Source organism: Corallococcus sp. AB045, from assembly GCF_003668895.1.
Classification (GTDB): Bacteria; Myxococcota; Myxococcia; order Myxococcales; family Myxococcaceae; genus Corallococcus; species Corallococcus coralloides.
On sequence record NZ_RAWN01000028.1, the window covers coordinates 16994 to 36280 of the forward strand.

Sequence of the window (19287 nt, forward strand, 5' to 3'; positions counted from 1 at the left end):
AACCACGCCAGTTTTTGGCTACAGGCACGTCGCTGTAGCGGCATGGGGGGACAACCCCGGCCCCGCAAGAGACCGGAACTCCAGGAAAGAACGCGGAGCGGCTCAAGCCTTGAGCGAAGCGCCCTGGAGCAGCCGCTCACAGAGGGCCGGGAAGTCGATGCCCCGCCCCGCCGCGATTTTGGGCAGGAGGCTGGAGGCCGTCATTCCGGGCAGCGTGTTGATTTCCAGCAGGAACACGTCGCCACTTTCCGTGACGATGACGTCCGAGCGCGACCCGCCGGAACACCCCAGCGCCTTGTGGGCGCCCAGGGAGACCTCGTTGACGCGCGCGTACAGGTCCGGGGGCAGCGGCGCGGGGAAGAGATACTGAGTACCGCTGCCGGCCTTGTACTTGGCTTCGTAGTCGTAGAACTCGCGGGCGGCCTTCACTTCGATGACGCCCAGGGCCTCGTTGTCCAGCACGCCGCCCTGCACTTCCCGGCCCTTGATGAACTGCTCCACCAGGAGCGTGCCGGCGTGCTTCGCGGCGTCCTGGACGGCGGCGGTGTACTCCTCGCGCGTCTTGCAGATGTGCACGCCCACGCTGCTGCCCTCGCGGCTGGGCTTCACCACCACCGGGAAGGGGAACGGCAGCCGGTCCGCCTCCGCGAGCGCTCCTTCCGCCGAGTCGAAGGCGCGGTAGGGCGGCGTGGGGATGCCGCGCGCGACGAAGATCTCCTTCGCGTACACCTTGTCCATGCCCACGGCGGAGGCCATCACGCCGCTGCCGGTGTAGGGGATGAACATGGCCTCCAGCAGGCCCTGGATGCAGCCGTCCTCGCCGAAGCGGCCGTGCAGCGCGAGCCACGCCACGTCCACCTTCTCCGCGATGAGGCGCGCGGGCAGGTCCTTGCCCACGTCGATTTCCACCACGTCGTAGCCCAGCCCCCTGAGGGCGCCCGACACCGCGGCGCCCGTGCGCAGGGACACCTCGCGCTCGCTGGAGAGGCCGCCGTACAGCACGCCGACGCGCTTGCCCTTCAACTCAGCGGGGGTGAAGCCTCGGGGACCGATGCTCATGGCAGGAAGACTCCGACGAATTTGACTTCGGGGTGCATGACGACGCCGGAGGCTTCCTTCACCCGCTCTTGCATCAGGGTGATGAGGCCCCGCACGTCGCGAGCGGCCGCGCCGCCCAGGTTGACGATCCAGTTCGCGTGCAGGGTGGACACCTGCGCGCGCCCCAGGGTGTGCCCCTTCAGGCCCACGAGTTCAATGAGCCGCCCGGCGTGGTCGCCCGGCGGGTTGGTGAACACGCTGCCGAAGTTGGGCTGACTCAAGGGCTGCGTGCGCTTGCGGTAGCCCAGGTCCGCGTCCATGGCCGTTTTGCTGGCCACGACATCGCCCTTGGGAAGATGGAAGCGCACGCGGGTGACGATACCTCCCGCGGGCAGCGTGGCGTGACGGTAGGTGTGCGGCACCTGCGCTTTGTTCAGCCACCCCACCCCGTCCGCGGTGGCGACTTCAATGGCCTCCACCACGCGGAAGCACTCGCCGTTCTTGGTGCCGGCGTTCATGGTGACGGCGCCGCCCAGGGTGCCGGGGATGCCCGCGAGGAACTCCGCGCCCACCAGGCCCTGCGCGCGCATCACGTTGACCAGCCGGGCAATGGCCGCGCCCGTGCCCAGCGTCACCCGGCCGTCGTCCGGGCCCACGTCCAGCGCCTCCGGGAACAAATCCGGGGGCAGCTTCACGGTGAGCCCCGGCACGCCGCCGTCGCCCACCAGCGTGTTGGCCCCGCCGCCCAGCACCGTCACGGGGATGCCCTCGTCGCGGGCCAGGCGCAGCAGCTCCACCAGCGCCTCCGGTGAGCGTGGACGCACCAGCGCCTCCGCCGGACCGCCCACGCGCACGCTGATGAGCGGCGCCAGGGGCTCGCCCGGCTTGACGTCCAGGCCCGGCAGCCGCGCCACGCGCGCCGCCAGCGGTGTCACCTCGCCCGCCCGCATCCCCTACCCGCCCTTCGCCGCGCCCATCAGGTTGAGCAGGTCCGGGCCCACCTGGGTGATGTCACCCGCGCCCAGCGTCAGCACCAGGTCGCCCTCGAGCACGCGCTCGTGGAGCGCCTTCGCCACGTCCGCGCGCTTCTCCACGAACGTCACGTCGCGGTGGCCGTGCGCGCGGATGGCCTCCGCCAGCGCGTCGCCGGTGGCGCCCGGAATCGGCTCCTCGCCCGCCGCGTAGACGCTGGTGACGAAGAGCACGTCCGCGTCGTTGAACGCGGTGGCGAACTCCTTCATCAGGTCGTGCGTGCGTGTGTAGCGGTGCGGCTGGAAGGCGGCAACCACCCGGCGGCCGAAGGCTCGGCGCGCGCCGGACAGCGTGGCCATGACTTCCGTGGGGTGGTGACCGTAGTCGTCCACCACGGTGACGCCGCCCACCTCGCCGCGCACGGTGAAGCGGCGCTGCACGCCGCCGAACTCCGCCAGCGCGGAGCGCACCGTCTCCAGCGGGATGTCCATCTCCTCCGCGATGGCCACCACCGCCAGCGCGTTGAAGGCGTTGTGCGCGCCCACCATGCGCACGCGGAACTCGCCCAGGTCCTCGTCCCGGCGGAAGGCGCGGAAGGTGGTGGTGAAGCCGTCCAGCGAGATGCCCTCCAGCCGGTAGTCCGCCATGTGCGAGCTGCCGTAGGTGACGAAGCGCTTCTCGATGCGCGGCAGCAGCGCCTGGACGTTGGGGTTGTCCAGGCACAGCACGTTGAGGCCGTAGAAAGGAACGCGGTTGCAGAACTCCACGAAGGCGGACTGGAGCGTCTCCAGGTCGCCGTAGTGGTCCATGTGCTCCGGGTCGATGTTGGTGACGACCGCGATGGACGGGTGCAGCTTGAGGAAGCTGCCGTCGGACTCGTCGGCCTCCACCACCATCAGCTCGCTCTTGCCCAGCTTGGCGTTGGAGTCGAGCACGTTCACCTTGCCGCCCACCACCGCCGTGGGGTCCAGGCCCGCCGCGGACAGCACCGTGGCCACCATGGACGTCGTCGTCGTCTTGCCGTGGCTGCCGGCGACGGCGACCGCGTACTTCAGGCGCATCAGCTCCGCGAGCATCTCCGCGCGAGGGATGACGGGAATCTTGCGCTGGCGCGCCGTCACCACCTCCGGGTTGTCCTTGCGCACCGCGGAGGAGATGACGACCACGTCCGCGTGCACCAGGTTGGACGCCTTGTGGCCCTCGTAGAGCGTGGCGCCCAGCTTCGCCAGGCGGCGGGTGATGTCGCTCTCGCGCAGGTCCGAACCGGAGACCCGGTAGCCCAGGTTGAGCAGCACCTCCGCGATGCCGCTCATGCCGATGCCGCCCACGCCCACGAAGTGCACGTGCGCCGCGTGGCGCGTCTTGAAGAGACTGCCGGGCTTGTTGCTGACGTTCTTGCTGCTCATGCCTTGCTCCCGGGTGCCTTCTTCACATCCTTCTGTCCGCGGTCACGTCCGCCCGGGCCCCAGGCCTGGGTGGTCAGGTCCACGCACACGTCCGCCAGCTCCTTCGCGGCGGCGGGGCGGCCCAGGATGCCCGCCTTCTTCGCCATCTGCTTGAGCTTCGCGGGGTCCGTCATCAGGCCGCGCAGCGTCTCCGCCAGCTTCGCCCCGGTGAGCTCCGACTCGCGGAACATGATGGCCGCGCCCACGTCCACCAGCGCGCGGGCGTTCACTTCCTGGTGGTTGTCCGTCGCGTGCGGGAAGGGCACCAGGATGCTGGCCTTCTTGCACACCGTCAGCTCCGCCAGCGACGTCGCGCCCGCGCGGCAGATGACCAGGTCCGCCTTCGCGTAGGCGGAGGACATGTCGTCGATGAACTCCACCACCTGCGCCACGTCCGCGAAGCCCTTGTCCGCGTAGCCCTTCTTCACGCTCTCCAGGTCCAGCTTCCCCGTCTGGTGGACGATGTCGAGCTGCCCCTTCACGTCGCCCAGCGAGTCCAGCGCCTCCAGCACGCGGTTGTTGAGGCCGCGCGCGCCCAGGCTGCCGCCGAAGATGAGGACGGAGAACTTCTCGTGCGCGGAGCTGCTGCGCAGGTAGTTGTCCATCAGCTTCTTGCGGATGGGGTTGCCAATCATCTGCACCTTGGCTTCCGGGAAGTGGTTGCGCGCTTCCTCGAAGGAGGTGAAGACGACCTTCACGATGCGGCCCAGCACCTTGTTGGTGAGCCCGGGCAGCGCGTTCTGCTCCTGGATGGCGGTGGGGATGCCCATCAGCCACGCGGCCAGCACCACCGGGCCGCTCGCGTAGCCGCCCACGCCCACCACCACGTCCGGCTTGTGGCGCGACAGGATGCGGAACGACGCGAGGAACGCCAAAGGCAGCGCGATGAGCCCCTTGAGCAGGCCGATGAGCCCCTTGCCCTTGAGCCCCTGCACCTTCACCAGCTCCAGCGGGTAGCCCTCCTTGGGCACCACGCGCGCCTCCAGGCCCTTCTCCGTGCCCACGAACACCACTTCGTTGGCGGGGTGGCGCGTGACGACCTCCTCCGCCAGCGCGATGCCCGGGAACAGATGGCCACCGGTGCCGCCGCCCGCGATGAGCACCTTCACGCCGTCACCTCCCGTAGGTCCGTGGTGCCCGTGCGCACCGGCCTCGTCGCGCCCTGCGTGTTCGCGCTGAGCGACAGCAGCACGCCCGCGGAGCCCATCAGCACCACCAGCGACGTGCCGCCGTAGGACACGAACGGCAGCGTCAGGCCCTTCGTGGGCAGCAGGCCCATGGCCACGCACATGTTCACCGTGGCCTGGAACGCGATGATGGAGCTGATGCCCAGGCCCAGGTACGTGCCGAACGTCTCCCCCGCCGCCAGGGCCGCGCGGATGCCGCGCCACAGGACGATGGCGTACAGCACCACGAGCAGCCCCACGCCGATGAGCCCCAGCTCCTCACCCAGGATGGAGAAGATGAAGTCCGTGTGCGCCTCCGGCAGGAAGAACAGCTTCTGCCGGCCGTCCCCCAGCCCCAGGCCGGTGATGCCACCGGAGCCGATGGACATCAGGGACTCCGCCACCTGGTAGCCCACGTCGTGCCGGTGGGCCCACGGGTCCAGGAACGCGAGGATGCGCTTCATGCGGTAGGGACTGGTCGCGATGGCGACGAAGGCCAGCGGCAGCGCGAGCAGGATGGAGCCCACCAGGTACGACAGCTTCGTGCCCGCCGCGAACAGCAGCACGAAGAGCATGAACACCAGCAGCACGCTGCTGCCGAAGTCCGGCTGGAGCATGCACAGGAACACCAGGATGCCGCACAGGGCGAGGTGCGGCAGGAAGCCGATGGAGAACGTGGCCACCTTCTCCCGCTTCTTCGCCAGCGAATAGGACAGGTACACGAGCCACGCGAACTTGGCGATTTCCGCCGGCTGCAGGCTGAAGCCCGGCAGGCGGATCCACCGCCGCGCGCCGCCCGCCGTGGTGCCGATACCGGGGATGGCCACCGCGATGAGCAGCACGATGGCGACGAGCAGGAGCGGGTATGCCAGCCGCGCCAGCTTCCGCCACCCCAGCTTCATGGCCACCGCCATGCCGACGAGGCCCAGGCCCGCGGCGGACAACTGGCGCTTGAGGAAGTAGAGGCTGTCGCCCAGCTTGTCCTGCGCGAGCACGGCGCTGGCCGAGTACGTCATCACGAGGCCCAGCGAGACGAGCGCCAGCACCGCGCACAGCAGAATCGGATCGAACCGCACGGGGGCGGCCGGAGGAGAGGTCTTCATCACGGTCAGAGCGCCCCGACGAGGCGCTTGAACGTGTCGCCCCGGTCCTCGAAGTTCTTGAACTGGTCGTACGACGCGCACGCCGGGGACAGAAGGACCGTGTCCCCCGCCCTCGCCACCTCACGCGCCTTCGACACCGCCTGGGCCAGCGTGCCGCACGCGTGCACCGGCGCGTCGTTCGCGTACGCCCGCGCCAGCGCGTCCGCGTCCTGGCCAATGGTGAGCACGCCCTTCACCTTGCCCTGCCCCGCCTCCACCATGGGCGCGTACGGCGCGCCCTTGCCCTTGCCGCCCGCGATGAGCCACACGTCACCCGCGAACGCCTTGAGCGCCACCAGCACGGAGTCCACGTTGGTGGCCTTGGAGTCGTTCACCCACTCCACGCCATCCAGCACGCGCACGCTCTCCAGCCGGTGCGCCAGGCCCGGGTAGCTGTCCAGCCCCGCCTGCACCGCGTCCTTCGCCACGCCGCCCAGCCGGGCCAGCAGCGCCGCCGCCATCGCGTTCTGCGCGTTGTGCGCGCCCCGGAGCGAGCGGTTGGTGAGCGTGTAGGACTCGCCCGCGAACTCCAGCTCGAAGCCGCCGGGCCGCGCGATGGCCAGCCCCGCCAGCTTCGGCGCGTCCACCACAGGGCGGCCCGTGAGGCTGAAGCCGTACACGGGCACGCGCGCGGAAGCAGCCAGCCCCATCACCGCCGCGTCGTCCGCGTTCACCACGGCGAAGTCGCTGGCGCCGTCCTGGTTCATGAAGATGCGCGCCTTGGCCGTGCCGTACTCGGCGTGGTTGGCGTAGCGGTCCAGGTGGTCCGGCGTGAGGTTGAGGATGGCCGCGCCCGTGGGCTTGAGCTGGTGGATGCCCTCCAGTTGGAAGCTGGACAGCTCCACCACCAGCGCGTCCCAGTCACCGGGGGACATGGCGGCCTCCGCCAGCGGGCGCCCCAGGTTGCCGCCCACGAAGGTGCGCAGGCCCGCCTTCGTGTACAGCTCGCCGGTGAGCGCCGTGGTGGTGCTCTTACCGTTGGTGCCGGTGATGCCCAGGAAGCGGGTGCCCGTGAGGAGGCGGCCCGCGAGTTCAATCTCGCCCCACACCGGGATGCCCGACGTGCGCGCGGCCTCCAGCTCCGGCAGGGACAGCGGCACGCCCGGGCTCACCACCACCAGGTCCTGGCGGGTGAGCAGCCCCGGGGGCGTGGCGCCCGTGACGAGCGTCACGCCCTTCGCGTGCAGCTCCTTCGCGACGTCGCCGAGCGCGTCCTCGGAGCGCGCGTCCAGCGCCGTCACCTTCGCGCCGTGCTGGACCAGCAGCCGCAGCGCCGCGACGCCGCTCTTGGCCAGCCCGAACACCGCGACCTTCCGACCGGACAGCGAGGGATTCATGGGGCGGGCCGACCTCGATGGGGGCAAAGCGACTAGCGCAGTTTCAGGGACAGCAGGGCCACGCCACCACAGAGGATGGCGACAATCCAGAAACGCACGATGATCTTCGGCTCGGCCATGCCCTTGAGCTCGAAGTGGTGGTGCACCGGGGCCATCTTGAAGACGCGCCGGCCTGTCATCTTGAAGGACGCCACCTGGATCATCACGGAGAGCGCCTCCGCGAAGAAGATGCCGTGGATGATGGCGGACACGACTTCGTTCTTGGAGAACACGGCCAGCCCGCCCAGCGCGCCGCCCAGGGCCAGCGAGCCGATGTCGCCCATGAACACGGACGCCGGGTAGGTGTTGAACCAGAGGAAGGAGATGCCCGCGCCCACGATGCTCGCGCAGAAGACGGCCAGCTCCGCGCCGCCCGGCACCTGGAGGATGCCCAGGTAGCGGTACAGCGGCGTGGCGGTCAGCCGCGTGACGCCGTTCACCGTCTCCGTGTCCGCGATGTGCAGCGTGGTGCCCGCCACGTAGCAGAGCACGCAGAAGGTCACCGCCGACACGATGGTGGGGACGATGGCCAGGCCATCCAGGCCGTCCGTGAGGTTCACCGCGTTGGACGTGCCCACGATGACGATCCACGCGAACACCACGTAGAACCAACCCAGGTCCGGGTTGAACCAATGGGACGGCACGAACGGCAGCGTCAGCCGCGTGTCGATGAGCAGCGTGGGCCCGAAGGAGCCGTCCGCCTTCGTCCACGTGCACATCAGGCCGAAGATGGCGATGAGGAAGAAGACCGTCTGCAGCGCCATCTTCTTGCGCCCGGCCAGGCCCTTGGAGTTGCGCTTGGACAGCTTGAGCCAGTCGTCCAGGAAGCCGATGAAGCCGTAGCCGAAGGTGAGGAGGATCATCACCCAGACGCCGCGGGACTTCAGGTCCGCGAACAGGAGCGTGCCCGCCGCGATGCAGATGAGGATGAGCGCGCCACCCATGGTGGGCGTGCCCTTCTTCTTCTGGTGCGAGTCCGGGGTGTCCTCGCGCACGTTGCTCTGCCCGTGCTGCTTCAGGCGCAGCCGCGCGATGAGGCGCGGGCCGATGAGCATCCCCAGGAGCAGGGCGAAGACGCCCGCGGCGATGATGCGGAAGGTCGGGTAGCGCAGGAAGTTGAGGACGCGCCCTGCCTCGGTGTTCTGGATGAGCTCGTACAGAAGGTACAGCACTAGTGACTCCCTCCGGGGGGTGCCGCGCCCGTGAGGGCCGCAACCACGCGCTCCAATCGCATGCCGCGACTGGCCTTCACCAGCACCACGTCACCGGGCGAAAGCCGGGGCGTCAACCACGCCACCAATGGCTCCACTTCGGTGAAATGGGCGGCGGAATCTCCCATGCCCGACGCCTTGAAGCCCGCGTCCGACCTGGGACCAAAGAACGCAGCCAGCTTCGCGTGCTCAAGCACTCGGGCCCCGAGCCGGACGTGTTCCTCGAACTCGCCCGCGCCCAGCTCCAGCATGTCGCCCAGCACCGCCACCGCCCGGCCGCCTTCCGGCACCAGCGTGCCCAGCGTGACGAGCGCGGCCTCCATGGAGGCCGGGTTGGCGTTGTAGCAGTCGTCCACCACCGTGATGCCGTTGCGGCCATCCACGATGTTGAGCCTGCGCGCGTACGGGCGCGCGGACTCCAGGCCCTTCACGCACTCCTCGGGGGAGTAGCCCAGGGCCAGCGCCGTCGCGAACGCCGCCGTCGCGTTCTGCGCGTTGTGCGGCCCCACGAAGTGCAGGCGCACCGGCCAGTCCTTCCCCTGGTAGCGCACGGTGGCCACCATGCCGTCGCGGCCCAGCGTGTGGACCGCCGTGAGGCGCACGTCCGCCCCTTCCGCCCGGCCGAACGTCAGGTGCTTCGCGCCGCTGCGCGCGGCCTGGCGCACGATGAGCGCGTCGTCTACGTTCACGACAGCAGTGGCCTGGGGCAGCAGCTCGCGGAACATCTCCCCTTCCGCCTCCGCCACGCCCTCCAGGCTGCCCAGCCCCTCCAGGTGCTCCGGCTGGACGACGGTGATGACACCGGCGTCCGGCTGCACCTTGCGGGTGAGCCTTTCGATTTCGCCCGGCTGGTTCATCCCCACTTCGATGACGGCCGCCACGTGGGACGGCTCCAGCCGGAAGAGCGTGAGCGGGACGCCCACCTCGTTGTTGAAGTTGCCTTCCGTCTTCAGCGCGGGGCCCCGAGTGGCCAGGATGGCGCCCACCATCTCCTTGGTGGTCGTCTTCCCGTTGGAGCCCCCCACCGCCGCCACCGGAATCTGGAAGCGGCGGCGGTGCAGCGCGCCCAGGCCGCCCAGCGCGGCCAGGGTGTCATCCACTTCGTACAAGGCGAAGCCCGGGGGCAGGGCCGGCAGCGCCCTCCCCCGCTTCACCACCGCCCCGGCCGCTCCCTGGCGCTGGGCACCGTCCACGAAGTCGTGGGCGTCGAAGCGCTCGCCCTGCAGCGCCACGAAGAGGCACCCGGGGGTGAGCGACCGCGTGTCGGTGCAGACGGCGGGAAAGCCCGCTTCCACGGGCTCCCCGCGCCGGGTCGCACCCGTCGCCTGCACCACCTCGTCATCGGAGAATCGAACGGCCATGGAGGGGGGGTGTGGCCTTGAGAAGGTTCAGCCCGGGATGCGGTTGGCCAGCGCGCGCGCGGCGACCTCGCGGTCGTCGAAGGCGAGCTTCTCGGTACCCACCGTCTGGTAGGTCTCGTGGCCCTTGCCGGCGATGAGGACGACGTCGTCGTCCTTGGCCAGGTTGATGACCTGCTCGATGGCGGCGCGGCGGTCCGCGTCCACCAGGTAGCCCTTCTCCCCGATCTTCGCCTTGCCCTCGGAGATGCGGCGCAGGCCGCCCTTCTCCAGGCCCGGCGTCACCTCGGAGATGATGGTCTCCGGATCCTCCGTGCGCGGGTTGTCGCTGGTCACCATCACCAGGTCCGCGCCCTCCGCGGCCACCGCGCCCATCAGCGGGCGCTTGCCCTTGTCGCGGTCGCCGCCGCAGCCGAAGACGACGATGACGCGGCCCTTGGCCAGCGCGCGCGCCGCTTCGAGGGAGCGCTTGAGCGCGTCATCCGTGTGCGCGTAGTCCACCAGCACCGCCGGAGCCGGGCCGCCGCGGTGGTTCTCCGCGCGGTCCATGCGGCCGGCCACGCCCGTGACGAGCTCGATGCCGCTCTTCACGTCCGAGCGGCTGATGCCCGCGCCCAGCGCGATGCCGGCGGCGAGCATGATGTTCTCCAGGTTGTGGGGCCCCAGGAGCTTGCTCTTCACCTTGATGTCGCCCGCGGGCGTCTTCAGGGTGGCCTCGATGCCCTTGAGCGAATAGGCAGCGTCCGCGGCGGAGATTTCACCGGCGCCCGTGCGGCTGAACTTCCACGCCATGCGCTTCTGGTTGCGCAGCTCCGTGTAGACGCGGCTGGCGAAGGTGTCGTCGCCGTTCACGACCGCGGTGCCGGAGGCAGCCAGGTTCTCCAGGAAGAGCTTGCGCTTCACCTGGAAGTACTCCTCCAGGTCCTTGTGGTAGTCCAGGTGGTCGCGAGACAGGTTGCTGAAGCCCGCGGCCTTGAACGTGAGCCCGTGCACGCGCTCCTGCGCGAGCGCGTGGCTGGAGACCTCCATCACCACCGTCTCCACGCCCGCGTCCACCATCTCGCGGAAGATGCGGTGCAGCTCCAGCGGATCCGGGGTGGTGTTGGCCAGCTCCGTCGTCTTGCCGCCGAACTTGTAGCCCAGCGTGCCGATGACGCCCGGCGCCGGAGAGCCGGTGTACATGGCGGCCGTGGCGAGGATGGCCTCCAAGAGGTACGTGGTGGTCGTCTTCCCGTTGGTGCCGGTGACGCCCAGGAGCGTCAGCTTGTCCGCGGGGCGGCCGTGGAAGTTGGCCGCGATGAGGGCCAGCGCCTTGCGCGCGCTGCTCACCTTGAAGAACGGCACCTGCGACGACTGGCCCTGCTTCTCCGACACCACGGCGACAGCGCCGCGCGACACGGCTTCACCAATGAACTGGGCCCCATCTTCCTTCAGGCCCGGCACGGCAATGAAGAGATCCCCCGGCTTCACGCGCCGCGAATCCTGCGTCACTCCCGTGACGTCGACCGCGGAACGGCCGCCCGAGGTCTGCTCGGCTCCACACCCTGCGAGGACATCCGTCAGCTTCATCTCTTCCCCTTCACACGCATTGCTTGCGGGGCCTGGAAAGGACACGGCCTCATTGCCGCGTCGCCAGTTCCAGCGTCACCCGGGCCCCCTTCTCCACCAGCGCACCGGCGGGGGGGGTCTGAGATACGACTCGTCCACTTCCTTGCAGCTGTGGCTCCAGCGCCGCGGCGAGCAGCTTCACCACGGCCTCCCGTCCTGCCTGTCCCTGGACGTCCGGCACACGCACCGTGCCGGGTTCCGGGGTCTCGGTCACCGCATCCTCCAGACCGGCCCTGACGGGCACGGCCTTCGCCAACGCCTTCGGTGCCGGAGGGGGCACCACGGGCGCGGCGGCCGCGGCCACCTCGGCGGGTGCCACCGTACGGGACGGGGGCACGGCCAGGTGGGCCATGGCAGCGGTAGCGATTTCCTTGAAGGCAGGGGCAGCCACGTTCCCCCCGTATACGTCTGTCTTGGGTTCGTCCACCACCACGAGAATCACGGCGCGCGGGGCCTCGGCTGGCACCATGCCCGCGAACGACGCGATGCGTTTGTCGGAATACCCCCGTGCCACGGGGTCCGCCTTCTGCGCCGTGCCCGTCTTTCCGGCCACCCGGTAGTCGTCCATGGCGGCCTTGGGCGCGGTTCCTCCCTTGACCACCACGCTCTCAAGCATGCCCACGACCTGGCGCGCCACCCTCTGGGAAACGACCCGGCGCAGCTCCGTGGGCTGGTTCTCCAGCAGCACCACGCCGTCCGGGTCCACGACCTTGGAGACCAGGAACGGGCGCATCAGCACGCCGTCGTTGGCCAGCGCCCCGTAGGCCGCCGTCAGCTGGACGGCGGTGGAGGTCATACCCTGGCCGAAGGATTGGGTGGCCAGGGAGATGTCCGATTTCGGAAACGGGATGACGCCGCGGCTCTCGCCGGTGAGCGCCAGGCCGGTGCGCTCCGCGAAGCCGAAGGCGTGGTAGGCGGCGACGAACTTCTCGCGGCCCAGGGCATCCGCGACCTTCGCGGCGCAGATGTTGGAGGACACCTGGAGGATGCCCTGCGCGTTGAGCCAGCCGTGCGGGTGGGTGTCCCGGATGGTGTGACGGCCGATGCGGAGGGCGCCGTTCTCACAGAAGAACAGCGTGTCCGGGGTGATGGCCTTCTGCTCCAGCGCGGCGGCCACCACGAAGGCCTTCATCGTGGAGCCGGGCTCGAAGGCGTCCAGCGCGGCGCGGTTGCGGATGGCGTTCTTCACGCCGTCCTCGGGCGTGTTGGGGTTGAAGCGCGGGTTGTTGGCCAGCGCCAGCAGCTCCCCGGTGCGCGGATCCAACACCACCGCCATGCCCGCCGCCGCCTTGGCGTCGTCCACCGCCTTGGCCAGCGCCTTCTCCGCCACGTACTGGAGGTGGCGGTCCAGCGTGAGCGTGACGGCGGCGCCATGGCGCTCCAGCGGATCCATGGCGCCCTGGACCATCAGCTTGCGGCCCTTGGCGTCGCGAATGCCGGAGGTGCGCGAGTTCTGCCCGGACAGCTCGTCCTCGAAGGCCAGCTCCAGGCCCTCAAGGCCGTGGCCGTCGGTGCCCACCATGCCGATGATGTGCGCGCCCAGCTCTCGCTGGGGATAGAAGCGCTTGGGCTCCTTGGTGAAGCCCAGGCCCGGCAGGCCCAGCGCCTTCACCGCCTCCACCTCCTGGGGCTTCGCCTGACGCTTCACCCACGCGAAGCGCTTGGCGCGCGACAGGCGCGCGGTCAGGTCGCCACTGTCCAGGTGCACGGCGCGGGCGAGCTGACGGGCCGCCTGCCGCACGTCGGGGAGCATGGACGGGTCCACCCAGATGGAGTCCACCTCCACGCTCTGCGCGAGCGGCGTGCCGCGCCGGTCGAAGATGTCTCCGCGCCGGGCCGGGATGTCGATCTGCCGAACGTACTGGTCCTGCGCCAGGCCGCGCAGCTTCTCCTGCTGGAAGACCTGGAGGTAGACCGCGCGGCCGAACGCCGTGCCCAGGAGCGCGAGGAACAGCCCGAACAAGAGCTGGACCCGCAGCCTGAGCCCCTTCGTGTTCGACTCCGGAATCCGCGCGCTCTTGAGGTCCCTCACCGACCGGTCCCCCGCTCCGCCACGCGGACGGCCGGGGCCGCCGAACGGGCCTGCGCGGTGCCGGAGCCCTTCACGCGCTCGTCGGCGATGGACACCACCGCGCCGCCCTTGGGCATGGCCATGCCCAGCTGCTCACGGGCCACGCGCTCCAACCGGCCCGGCGCCTTGAGCGTGGCCAGCTCCAGCTTGAGCCGGTCGTTCTCCCGGGTGAGCGAGCGGCTCTCGCCCTCCGCGTTGGACAGGCGGTAGCCCATGTCCACCACCAGCACGCGGCTGGTCACGTGGAGGATGCCCACGGCCACGAACAGGGTGAAGAGCATGACGGCGGGCAGCAGGTGCATCAGCACGCCGGCCACGGACACGGAGGGACGCGAGAGGGCCTTGCTCATCGGATTTTCTCCACCGCGCGCAGGTGCGCGCTGCGAGAGCGGGGGTTGGCCTCGACTTCCGCTTCGGAAGCCGCGACGGCCTTCTTGGACACGAGGGCGAAGTCACCCTGGCTGTTGCACACGCACACCGGGAAGCCCGGCGGACAGGTGCACCCACCCACCAGGGCGCGGAAGGCTTCCTTCACCTTCCGGTCCTCCAGGGAGTGGAAGGAGATGACCGCGGCGCGGCCCCCCACCTTCAGCAGCGAGGGCAGCGCGGCGAGCAGCGCGTCCAGCGCCTCCAGCTCCCCGTTCACCGCCATGCGCAGCGCCTGGAAGGTGCGGGTGGCGACGTTGATGCGGTCCGGCCACGCCTTGCGGGGCACGGCGCGCTTCACCACCTCCACGGCCTCCAGCGTGCGCTGGGGCAGCGCCTTCTTCAGCTCCCGCGCGATGGGCCGCGCGAAGGGCTCTTCCCCGTAGTCCTTGAGCAGCTTCGCCAGGTCGCGCTCGTCCGTTTCGGCGATGAGCTCCGCGGCCGTGACGCCGCTGTCGCCCATGCGCATGTCCAGCGGGCCGTCCTTCATGAAGGAGAAGCCGCGCTCGGCCACGTCCAGCTGGGGCGAGGACACGCCCAGGTCCACCAGCACGCCGTCCACGGGCAGCAGGTCGTGCGCGACACGGAGCAGGTCCGCGAAGTTGCCCTGCCGGGCCTGGAAGCGCGTGTTGCCGCCCATGCGGGCGGTGGCCGCGGCGAGCGCCACGGGGTCCCGGTCCACGCCCACCACCGTGGCGCCCCGGGCGAGCAGCGCCTGGGTGTGGCCTCCGCCTCCGAGCGTGCCGTCGAGGATGACCTTGCCCTCCGCCGGGTTCAGCAGCTCCACCGTCTCGTGGAGCAGGACGGTCTGGTGCTGGAAGTCCACGAGAGGGGGCCTTGGGGTGCGGGTCAGACGAAGGGAGCGCGCGCGAGCTGGAAGGCGGCCCGGGCATCGTTCATGTGCGGGTACAGCTCGAAGGCGTCATGGGCGCCGGCCGCGCGGAAGATGGCGGCCAGGTACGGCGACAGCCCGGACAGCTTCACGTCCCCACCGGCGCGGCGGAACGCGTCCGTGCGGGCCATCAGCGGGCGCACGCCGCGGTAGTTCAGGTGCGACACGTCCGCGAAGTCCAGGACGACCTGGCGCGTGCCCCGGTGCAGCCGGTGCATCAGGTCCTCACACAGCTTGAGCAGGTCCGCCTCCTCCAGCTCGCCCTCCAGCATCAGCGTCTCCACGCGCTCGGACGCCGCCACCACCGCCCTGTTCCGACGAACCTCCTGCACCTGGTCCATGCGCCTGCCCACCCTTCTCTCGCGAAACTAGAGGCTGTCGACTTCCTGGCTACGGCTGGCGCAGCTCGCCCAGCACCCGCAACACGTCCGGGGAGGTGGCTTCCTGGCGCGCGTCCTCCTGCGCCTTCGCCCAGCCTTCCTGGCTCCAAAGCTCAATCACCTTCACCATCCCCGCCCACACCACTTCCTTCTCCAACTTCGCGTACGCCCTGAGCGACGGCGGGATGAGCAACCGGCCCAGCTTGTCCAGCGGGCACTCCTGCGCGCTGGCCACGTACAGCCGCATCAACGTCTTGACCCCCGGCTCCATGGGGTTGCGCCGGGCGAGCGCGGTCTCCAACGCCTCCCACTCCCGCACCGGGTAGGCGTGGAGGCAGGGGTCCAGGGCCGTGGTGACGATGAGCCGCTCGTCGTAGGCGCCCACCAACGTCTCCCGAAGCTTCGCCGGGAGGCTGGTGCGCCCCTTCGCGTCGATCTGGTGCTCATAGACGCCTCGGAACACGCGGGACGATCCACCTTTTCAGCCCAGCACGGGACGGACCACCACTCCTTCCCACTTCTTACCCCTCTGCGGCCGGCATACATACGCGCCCCCCCCAGGGGGGTCAAGAAAGCGCGCAACAGGCTGGAACACCGCTCGCCCGGCGCCGGACATCCCCCAGGGCACATGCCGGACGGCCTACCTTTGGGGGTGGGGTAAACTTGAGTTCTTTCGCTCCCAGGCTGAGACTGGGAGCGCGTGAACACGAACGTTCGACTGAAGGTGGCCTACAAAACGCCGCAGTCGCTGGTCGGTGAGTACACCCGCAGCGTGGGTCAGGGCGGCGTCACCCTGGAGACGCGCAGGGCCCTGCCGCTGGGCACCCGCTTCACCTTTGAGCTGCACGCGGGCGGCATGCCGCGGCCGGTGGAGGTGCTGGGCGAGGTCGTCAAGGTGGAGCCGCGCCCCGGCGAGCGATTCATGCTCACCGTGCGCTACGACGGCGCGGAGGATCGCAGCGCGCTGGACGCGGTGCTCCAGTTCATCTTCGCCCAGGAGGAGCAGAACGGCCTGCGCCGCTTCCCGCGCCTGCCGCTGCACCTGCGCGCGCGGGAGAGCGACCCCCGGGCGCCGTTCTTCTACGTGCGCGACATCTCCCGCGGCGGCGTGGGCCTGGAGGTGGACGCCCCCGCCCTGCCCCGCGAGGTGCAGGTGGGCACGCCCTTCTTCATGGAGATGGACATGACGGAGGGGCCGCTGCTGCTCCACGGCGAGGTGGCGTGGACGTCGTCCGTGCCGCGCAAGGGCGTGGCGCAGGCGGTGACGCCGGGCTTCGGCGCGACGTTCGGCAGGCTGCGGCCGGACATGCTCCAGCGGCTGGAGGACCTGATGGCGCTGGAGCACCTGCCGCCCGCGCCCTGGCGGGCCCGGGTCAGCTTCGGCCTGGATGCCGTGTCGCGGATGCCCTGACGCTGCGTCCAGGGCACCCGCGCGCTTCAGCTGTTACAGCGGGTTGTACGGGTAGCCGCCGGCCTCTTCCAGGCCCGCGACAATGGTCTCCCGCAGCTCCGCCGGGTCGTACGGCGTGAAGGCGTCCAGCGCGGACAGGCGCTTGAGCTCCAGAGAGAGCGTGTCACCCTTGAGCGTGGCGCAGAGCGCGCGGCGGGTGCGCTCGAAGGCGCGGGTGGTGGACTCCATCGCATACAGCCGCACCAGCGCCACGCGCACCGGGTCCTGCACGCCGCCGGTGGCGGCCTGACGGGTGCGCGTCACCATGGAGTCCAGCGCGTACGCGTCCATCACCACGTCCGCCAGCGCGGCCATGACCTCCTGGTGCTTGTCCAGCTCCGTGCCGAAGGTCTCCGCGGCCAGGCGCATGCCGTGGATGGCCAGGTGCTTGGCGCACTCGGCGGCGATCTCCTCGTTGGCCAGCGCGTCGTGGCGGCCCGCGCGGGGACGCTCGCCGCGGCTCAGCTCCTCCGCCACGGAGCGCGCCTGCGCGAACAGCGGCAGGTCGCCCTTCACGGCGCGCTTGAGCAGCATGCCGGTGATCAGCATCCGGTTGATTTCGTTGGTGCCCTCGAAGATGCGGTTGATGCGCGCGTCGCGGTAGGCGCGCTCCACCGGGTACTCCTCGATGTAGCCGGCGCCGCCGTGCACCTGCACCGCGTCGTCCACCAGGAAGCCGATGGCCTCCGAGCCGAAGACCTTCATGATGGAGGCCTCGGTGGCGAACTCCTCCATCGCGGCGATGACGTGCGCGTCGTAGTCCGCGTCCGAGCGCTCCTTGGACGCAAGGCGCCCGTCCACCAAGCCCGCCGTGCGGTACGTCATGCTCTCCACCGCGTAGACGAGCGTGGCCATGCGCGCGAGCTTCTCGCGGATGAGCGGGAACGTGGCGATGGGCGCCTTGAACTGCTTGCGCTCCTGCGCGAACTTCAGCGCGCTCTGCAGCTGCAGCTTCATGCTCCCGATGACGCCCGCGCCCAGCTTCAGGCGGCCGTAGTTGAGGATGTTGAAGGCGATGCGGTGGCCCTTGCCCAGTTCTCCCAGCAGGTTCTCCACGGGCACCAGTGCATCTTCGAAGTAGAGCGGGCACGTGGACGAGCCGCGGATGCCCATCTTGTGCTCCTCCGGGCCCACGGTGAGGCCCGGGGTGTCCTTCTCCACGATGAAGCCGGTGAACTTGTCACCGTCCACCTGCGCGAAGACGACGAACACGTCCGCGAAGGCCGCGTTGGTGATGTAGAGCTTGGAGCCGTTGAGGACGTAGTGCTTGCCGTCCGCGGACTTCACCGCCTTCGTCTTCGCCCCGCGCGCGTCGCTGCCGCTGCCCTGCTCCGTCAGCGCGTACGCCGCCACCCACTCACCCGTGGCCAGCTTCGGCAGGTACTTCGCCTTCTGCGCCTCGTTGCCGAACCACACGATGGGCAGCGATCCGATGCCGGTGTGCGCGCTGGACGTCACCGACCACGAGCCCAACAGGCTCATGGCCTCCGCGAGCAACAGCGACGTCGTCTTGTCCAGGCCCGTGCCGCCGTACGTCTCCGCGATGTCCACGCTCAAGAGGCCCAGCTCGCCCGCGCGGCGCAAGAGGTCGCGCAAGAGCGCGTTGTCCTTGCCCTCGATGCGCGCGGCCTGGGGCAGCACCTGCTCCCGGCAGAACTGGAGCGCCGTCTTGAAGAAGAGCCGCTGCTCCTCGGAGAACGCCTCGGGCGTGAGGATGCGGGTGGAGCCCACCTCCTGGAAGAGGAAGGTGCCCCCGGCGAGAACATCCTGGGGACGGGAAGCGGGCTCGGTTGCGGCGACCATCAACGACCTCCGGGGAGGGAGCATTGCCCTCCGAAGCCTTCAGGGAAAAAGGCGCGCGGCACATTAGGGCGCGCGGACCTCCACGGGTAGTAGCGGCGCGGACCCACCACCTCAATGCGTCGTGGGACTCCACCCGGGGTGCGTGCCCGCCCGCCAGGCGGGAGGCTTCGCGGCCCCTGGCTTACGGGGAACCCGCGTCCGGAGCGGACCGGGGCGTGGGGTACACGAGGCAGAGCGTGTCGAAGAGCCCCTCCTCCGGCGCGACGTACGTGCCGCCGAGCGCCCGCGCCACCTGCACCACCTCCGTGCCGAACGAGGGGACGAGGCACAGGTCGTCCGACGTGGTGAAGCGCGTCTTCAGCCGGGCCAGCGCCCGCCGCAGCGTCGCGATGTCCTGGCGCCCGCCGCGCACCGGCACGGAAGGGCCGTTGCGGTCCGGCCCCGGCAGCTTGCCCACGCTGGTGCTCAGCTCGAAGCCGTCCGCGCGCTGGATGATGCGCAGCTTGCCGGGCGCCACCTCCTCCAGCCACGCCCGGAAGCCCTGCTCGTCGCGCAGCACCAGCCGGTAGGCCACCGGCGCGTCCGGGTGCAGAAGCCACACCTCCGCCGCCTGCGCGCGCAAGACCGCCAGCGAGTCCGACACCTGCGCGAGGAACGTGTCCGCGTCCCCCACGGCGACGAGCACATCCCGGCCCCGCACCCGCTCCGCGAGCCTGGCCGCGTCCTGGGCTCGGGCCGGCGTGAAGGTCTCCGTGCCCAGGCGCACCTGCTCTCCCGACAGCTCCAGCCGGAGGACGTCGTCCGGGAGCGGCTCGCCCCAGGCGGGCGCGGACACGGGCGTGACGGTCGCATCCGCCCAGGTGCCCGCGTCCCTGGGAGCGGGTGGAGGGGACTCCGACTCCACGCGGAGTGCTGGAGCAGGAGATACCGTGCGTGTCGGCTCGGCGGG

At 70.2% G+C, this 19287-nt stretch carries 17 protein-coding genes; 1 reads left to right on the forward strand and 16 read right to left on the reverse strand.

The features are described 5' to 3' along the window. Nucleotides 1-102: 102 nt before the first annotated feature. From D7Y21_RS09445 to mraZ, 14 genes are read right to left on the reverse strand one after another with little or no spacing between them, the layout of a single operon-like run. Nucleotides 103-1059: a D-alanine--D-alanine ligase gene (locus D7Y21_RS09445; RefSeq protein ID WP_120566809.1), complete on the reverse strand. Its 957-nt coding sequence runs from the start codon at nucleotides 1057-1059 to the stop codon at nucleotides 103-105. Further along, nucleotides 1056-1988, reverse strand: coding sequence for a UDP-N-acetylmuramate dehydrogenase (gene murB, locus D7Y21_RS09450; RefSeq protein ID WP_121712660.1), 933 nt, complete (start codon nucleotides 1986-1988; stop codon nucleotides 1056-1058). The genes D7Y21_RS09445 and murB overlap by 4 nt, the downstream gene beginning before the upstream one ends. A 3-nt stretch (nucleotides 1989-1991) precedes the next feature. Then, nucleotides 1992-3416: a UDP-N-acetylmuramate--L-alanine ligase gene (gene murC, locus D7Y21_RS09455; protein WP_120566807.1), complete on the reverse strand. Its 1425-nt coding sequence runs from the start codon at nucleotides 3414-3416 to the stop codon at nucleotides 1992-1994. Beyond that, the gene (murG, locus tag D7Y21_RS09460) at nucleotides 3413-4564 is read right to left on the reverse strand and encodes an undecaprenyldiphospho-muramoylpentapeptide beta-N-acetylglucosaminyltransferase (RefSeq protein WP_120566806.1); all 1152 of its coding nucleotides are present in this window, start codon (nucleotides 4562-4564) and stop codon (nucleotides 3413-3415) included. Before murG ends, murC begins: the two co-directional genes overlap by 4 nt. Further along, nucleotides 4561-5724, reverse strand: a complete 1164-nt coding sequence (gene ftsW / locus D7Y21_RS09465) for a putative lipid II flippase FtsW (RefSeq protein WP_120566866.1) — start codon at nucleotides 5722-5724, stop codon at nucleotides 4561-4563. The genes murG and ftsW overlap by 4 nt, the downstream gene beginning before the upstream one ends. A gap of 5 nt (nucleotides 5725-5729) precedes the next feature. Then, the gene (gene murD / locus D7Y21_RS09470; RefSeq protein WP_121712663.1) at nucleotides 5730-7100 is read right to left on the reverse strand and encodes a UDP-N-acetylmuramoyl-L-alanine--D-glutamate ligase; all 1371 of its coding nucleotides are present in this window, start codon (nucleotides 7098-7100) and stop codon (nucleotides 5730-5732) included. Between the two features lie 32 nt (nucleotides 7101-7132). Next, nucleotides 7133-8311 carry a phospho-N-acetylmuramoyl-pentapeptide-transferase gene (gene mraY, locus D7Y21_RS09475; RefSeq protein WP_120566804.1) on the reverse strand — a complete coding sequence of 393 codons (1179 nt, stop codon included), beginning with the start codon at nucleotides 8309-8311 and terminating at the stop codon, nucleotides 7133-7135. Beyond that, nucleotides 8311-9711, reverse strand: a complete 1401-nt coding sequence (murF, locus tag D7Y21_RS09480; protein ID WP_121712665.1) for a UDP-N-acetylmuramoyl-tripeptide--D-alanyl-D-alanine ligase — start codon at nucleotides 9709-9711, stop codon at nucleotides 8311-8313. Before murF ends, mraY begins: the two co-directional genes overlap by 1 nt. Nucleotides 9712-9738: 27 nt before the next feature. Then, on the reverse strand, nucleotides 9739-11277 hold the full coding sequence (locus D7Y21_RS09485; RefSeq protein WP_121712667.1) for a UDP-N-acetylmuramoyl-L-alanyl-D-glutamate--2,6-diaminopimelate ligase: 1539 nt from the start codon (nucleotides 11275-11277) through the stop codon (nucleotides 9739-9741). 49 nt (nucleotides 11278-11326) lie between these two features. Beyond that, the gene (locus D7Y21_RS09490; protein ID WP_121712669.1) at nucleotides 11327-13348 is read right to left on the reverse strand and encodes a penicillin-binding protein; all 2022 of its coding nucleotides are present in this window, start codon (nucleotides 13346-13348) and stop codon (nucleotides 11327-11329) included. Next, nucleotides 13345-13737 carry a cell division protein FtsL gene (gene ftsL / locus D7Y21_RS09495; RefSeq protein WP_120566800.1) on the reverse strand — a complete coding sequence of 131 codons (393 nt, stop codon included), beginning with the start codon at nucleotides 13735-13737 and terminating at the stop codon, nucleotides 13345-13347. The genes D7Y21_RS09490 and ftsL overlap by 4 nt, the downstream gene beginning before the upstream one ends. After that, nucleotides 13734-14639 carry a 16S rRNA (cytosine(1402)-N(4))-methyltransferase RsmH gene (gene rsmH, locus D7Y21_RS09500; RefSeq protein WP_121712671.1) on the reverse strand — a complete coding sequence of 302 codons (906 nt, stop codon included), beginning with the start codon at nucleotides 14637-14639 and terminating at the stop codon, nucleotides 13734-13736. The genes ftsL and rsmH overlap by 4 nt, the downstream gene beginning before the upstream one ends. A 23-nt stretch (nucleotides 14640-14662) precedes the next feature. Then, entirely contained in the window at nucleotides 14663-15046 is a 384-nt protein-coding gene (locus D7Y21_RS09505) for an STAS domain-containing protein (protein WP_014398892.1), read from the reverse strand. A 49-nt stretch (nucleotides 15047-15095) separates the two neighbouring features. Further along, nucleotides 15096-15548: a division/cell wall cluster transcriptional repressor MraZ gene (gene mraZ, locus D7Y21_RS09510; protein ID WP_120566798.1), complete on the reverse strand. Its 453-nt coding sequence runs from the start codon at nucleotides 15546-15548 to the stop codon at nucleotides 15096-15098. A 237-nt stretch (nucleotides 15549-15785) separates the two neighbouring features. On the opposite strand from mraZ, the gene D7Y21_RS09515 reads away from it, so the two are divergent. Further along, the gene (locus D7Y21_RS09515; RefSeq protein WP_014398894.1) at nucleotides 15786-16496 is read left to right on the forward strand and encodes a PilZ domain-containing protein; all 711 of its coding nucleotides are present in this window, start codon (nucleotides 15786-15788) and stop codon (nucleotides 16494-16496) included. 33 nt (nucleotides 16497-16529) lie between these two features. On the opposite strand, the gene D7Y21_RS09520 is transcribed toward D7Y21_RS09515, so the two are convergent. Both D7Y21_RS09520 and D7Y21_RS09525 read right to left on the reverse strand, forming a co-directional pair. Beyond that, nucleotides 16530-18338: an acyl-CoA dehydrogenase family protein gene (locus D7Y21_RS09520; protein ID WP_121712672.1), complete on the reverse strand. Its 1809-nt coding sequence runs from the start codon at nucleotides 18336-18338 to the stop codon at nucleotides 16530-16532. A 181-nt stretch (nucleotides 18339-18519) separates the two neighbouring features. Beyond that, a complete protein-coding gene (locus D7Y21_RS09525) occupies nucleotides 18520-19242 on the reverse strand; it encodes a hypothetical protein (protein WP_121712674.1) in 723 nt (240 codons plus the stop codon). Between the last annotated feature and the right edge of the window lie 45 nt (nucleotides 19243-19287).

Coding starts and splice junctions, on each gene's coding strand:
- D7Y21_RS09520 (WP_121712672.1), bottom strand. CDS start 18,338: ATGGTCGCCGCAACCGAGCCCGCTTCCCGTCCCCAGGATGTTCTCGCC.
- ftsL (WP_120566800.1), bottom strand. CDS start 13,737: ATGAGCAAGGCCCTCTCGCGTCCCTCCGTGTCCGTGGCCGGCGTGCTG.
- D7Y21_RS09505 (WP_014398892.1), bottom strand. CDS start 15,046: ATGGACCAGGTGCAGGAGGTTCGTCGGAACAGGGCGGTGGTGGCGGCG.
- D7Y21_RS09445 (WP_120566809.1), bottom strand. CDS start 1,059: ATGAGCATCGGTCCCCGAGGCTTCACCCCCGCTGAGTTGAAGGGCAAG.
- D7Y21_RS09485 (WP_121712667.1), bottom strand. CDS start 11,277: ATGAAGCTGACGGATGTCCTCGCAGGGTGTGGAGCCGAGCAGACCTCG.
- murF (WP_121712665.1), bottom strand. CDS start 9,711: ATGGCCGTTCGATTCTCCGATGACGAGGTGGTGCAGGCGACGGGTGCG.
- murB (WP_121712660.1), bottom strand. CDS start 1,988: ATGCGGGCGGGCGAGGTGACACCGCTGGCGGCGCGCGTGGCGCGGCTG.
- murC (WP_120566807.1), bottom strand. CDS start 3,416: ATGAGCAGCAAGAACGTCAGCAACAAGCCCGGCAGTCTCTTCAAGACG.
- murD (WP_121712663.1), bottom strand. CDS start 7,100: ATGAATCCCTCGCTGTCCGGTCGGAAGGTCGCGGTGTTCGGGCTGGCC.
- ftsW (WP_120566866.1), bottom strand. CDS start 5,724: ATGAAGACCTCTCCTCCGGCCGCCCCCGTGCGGTTCGATCCGATTCTG.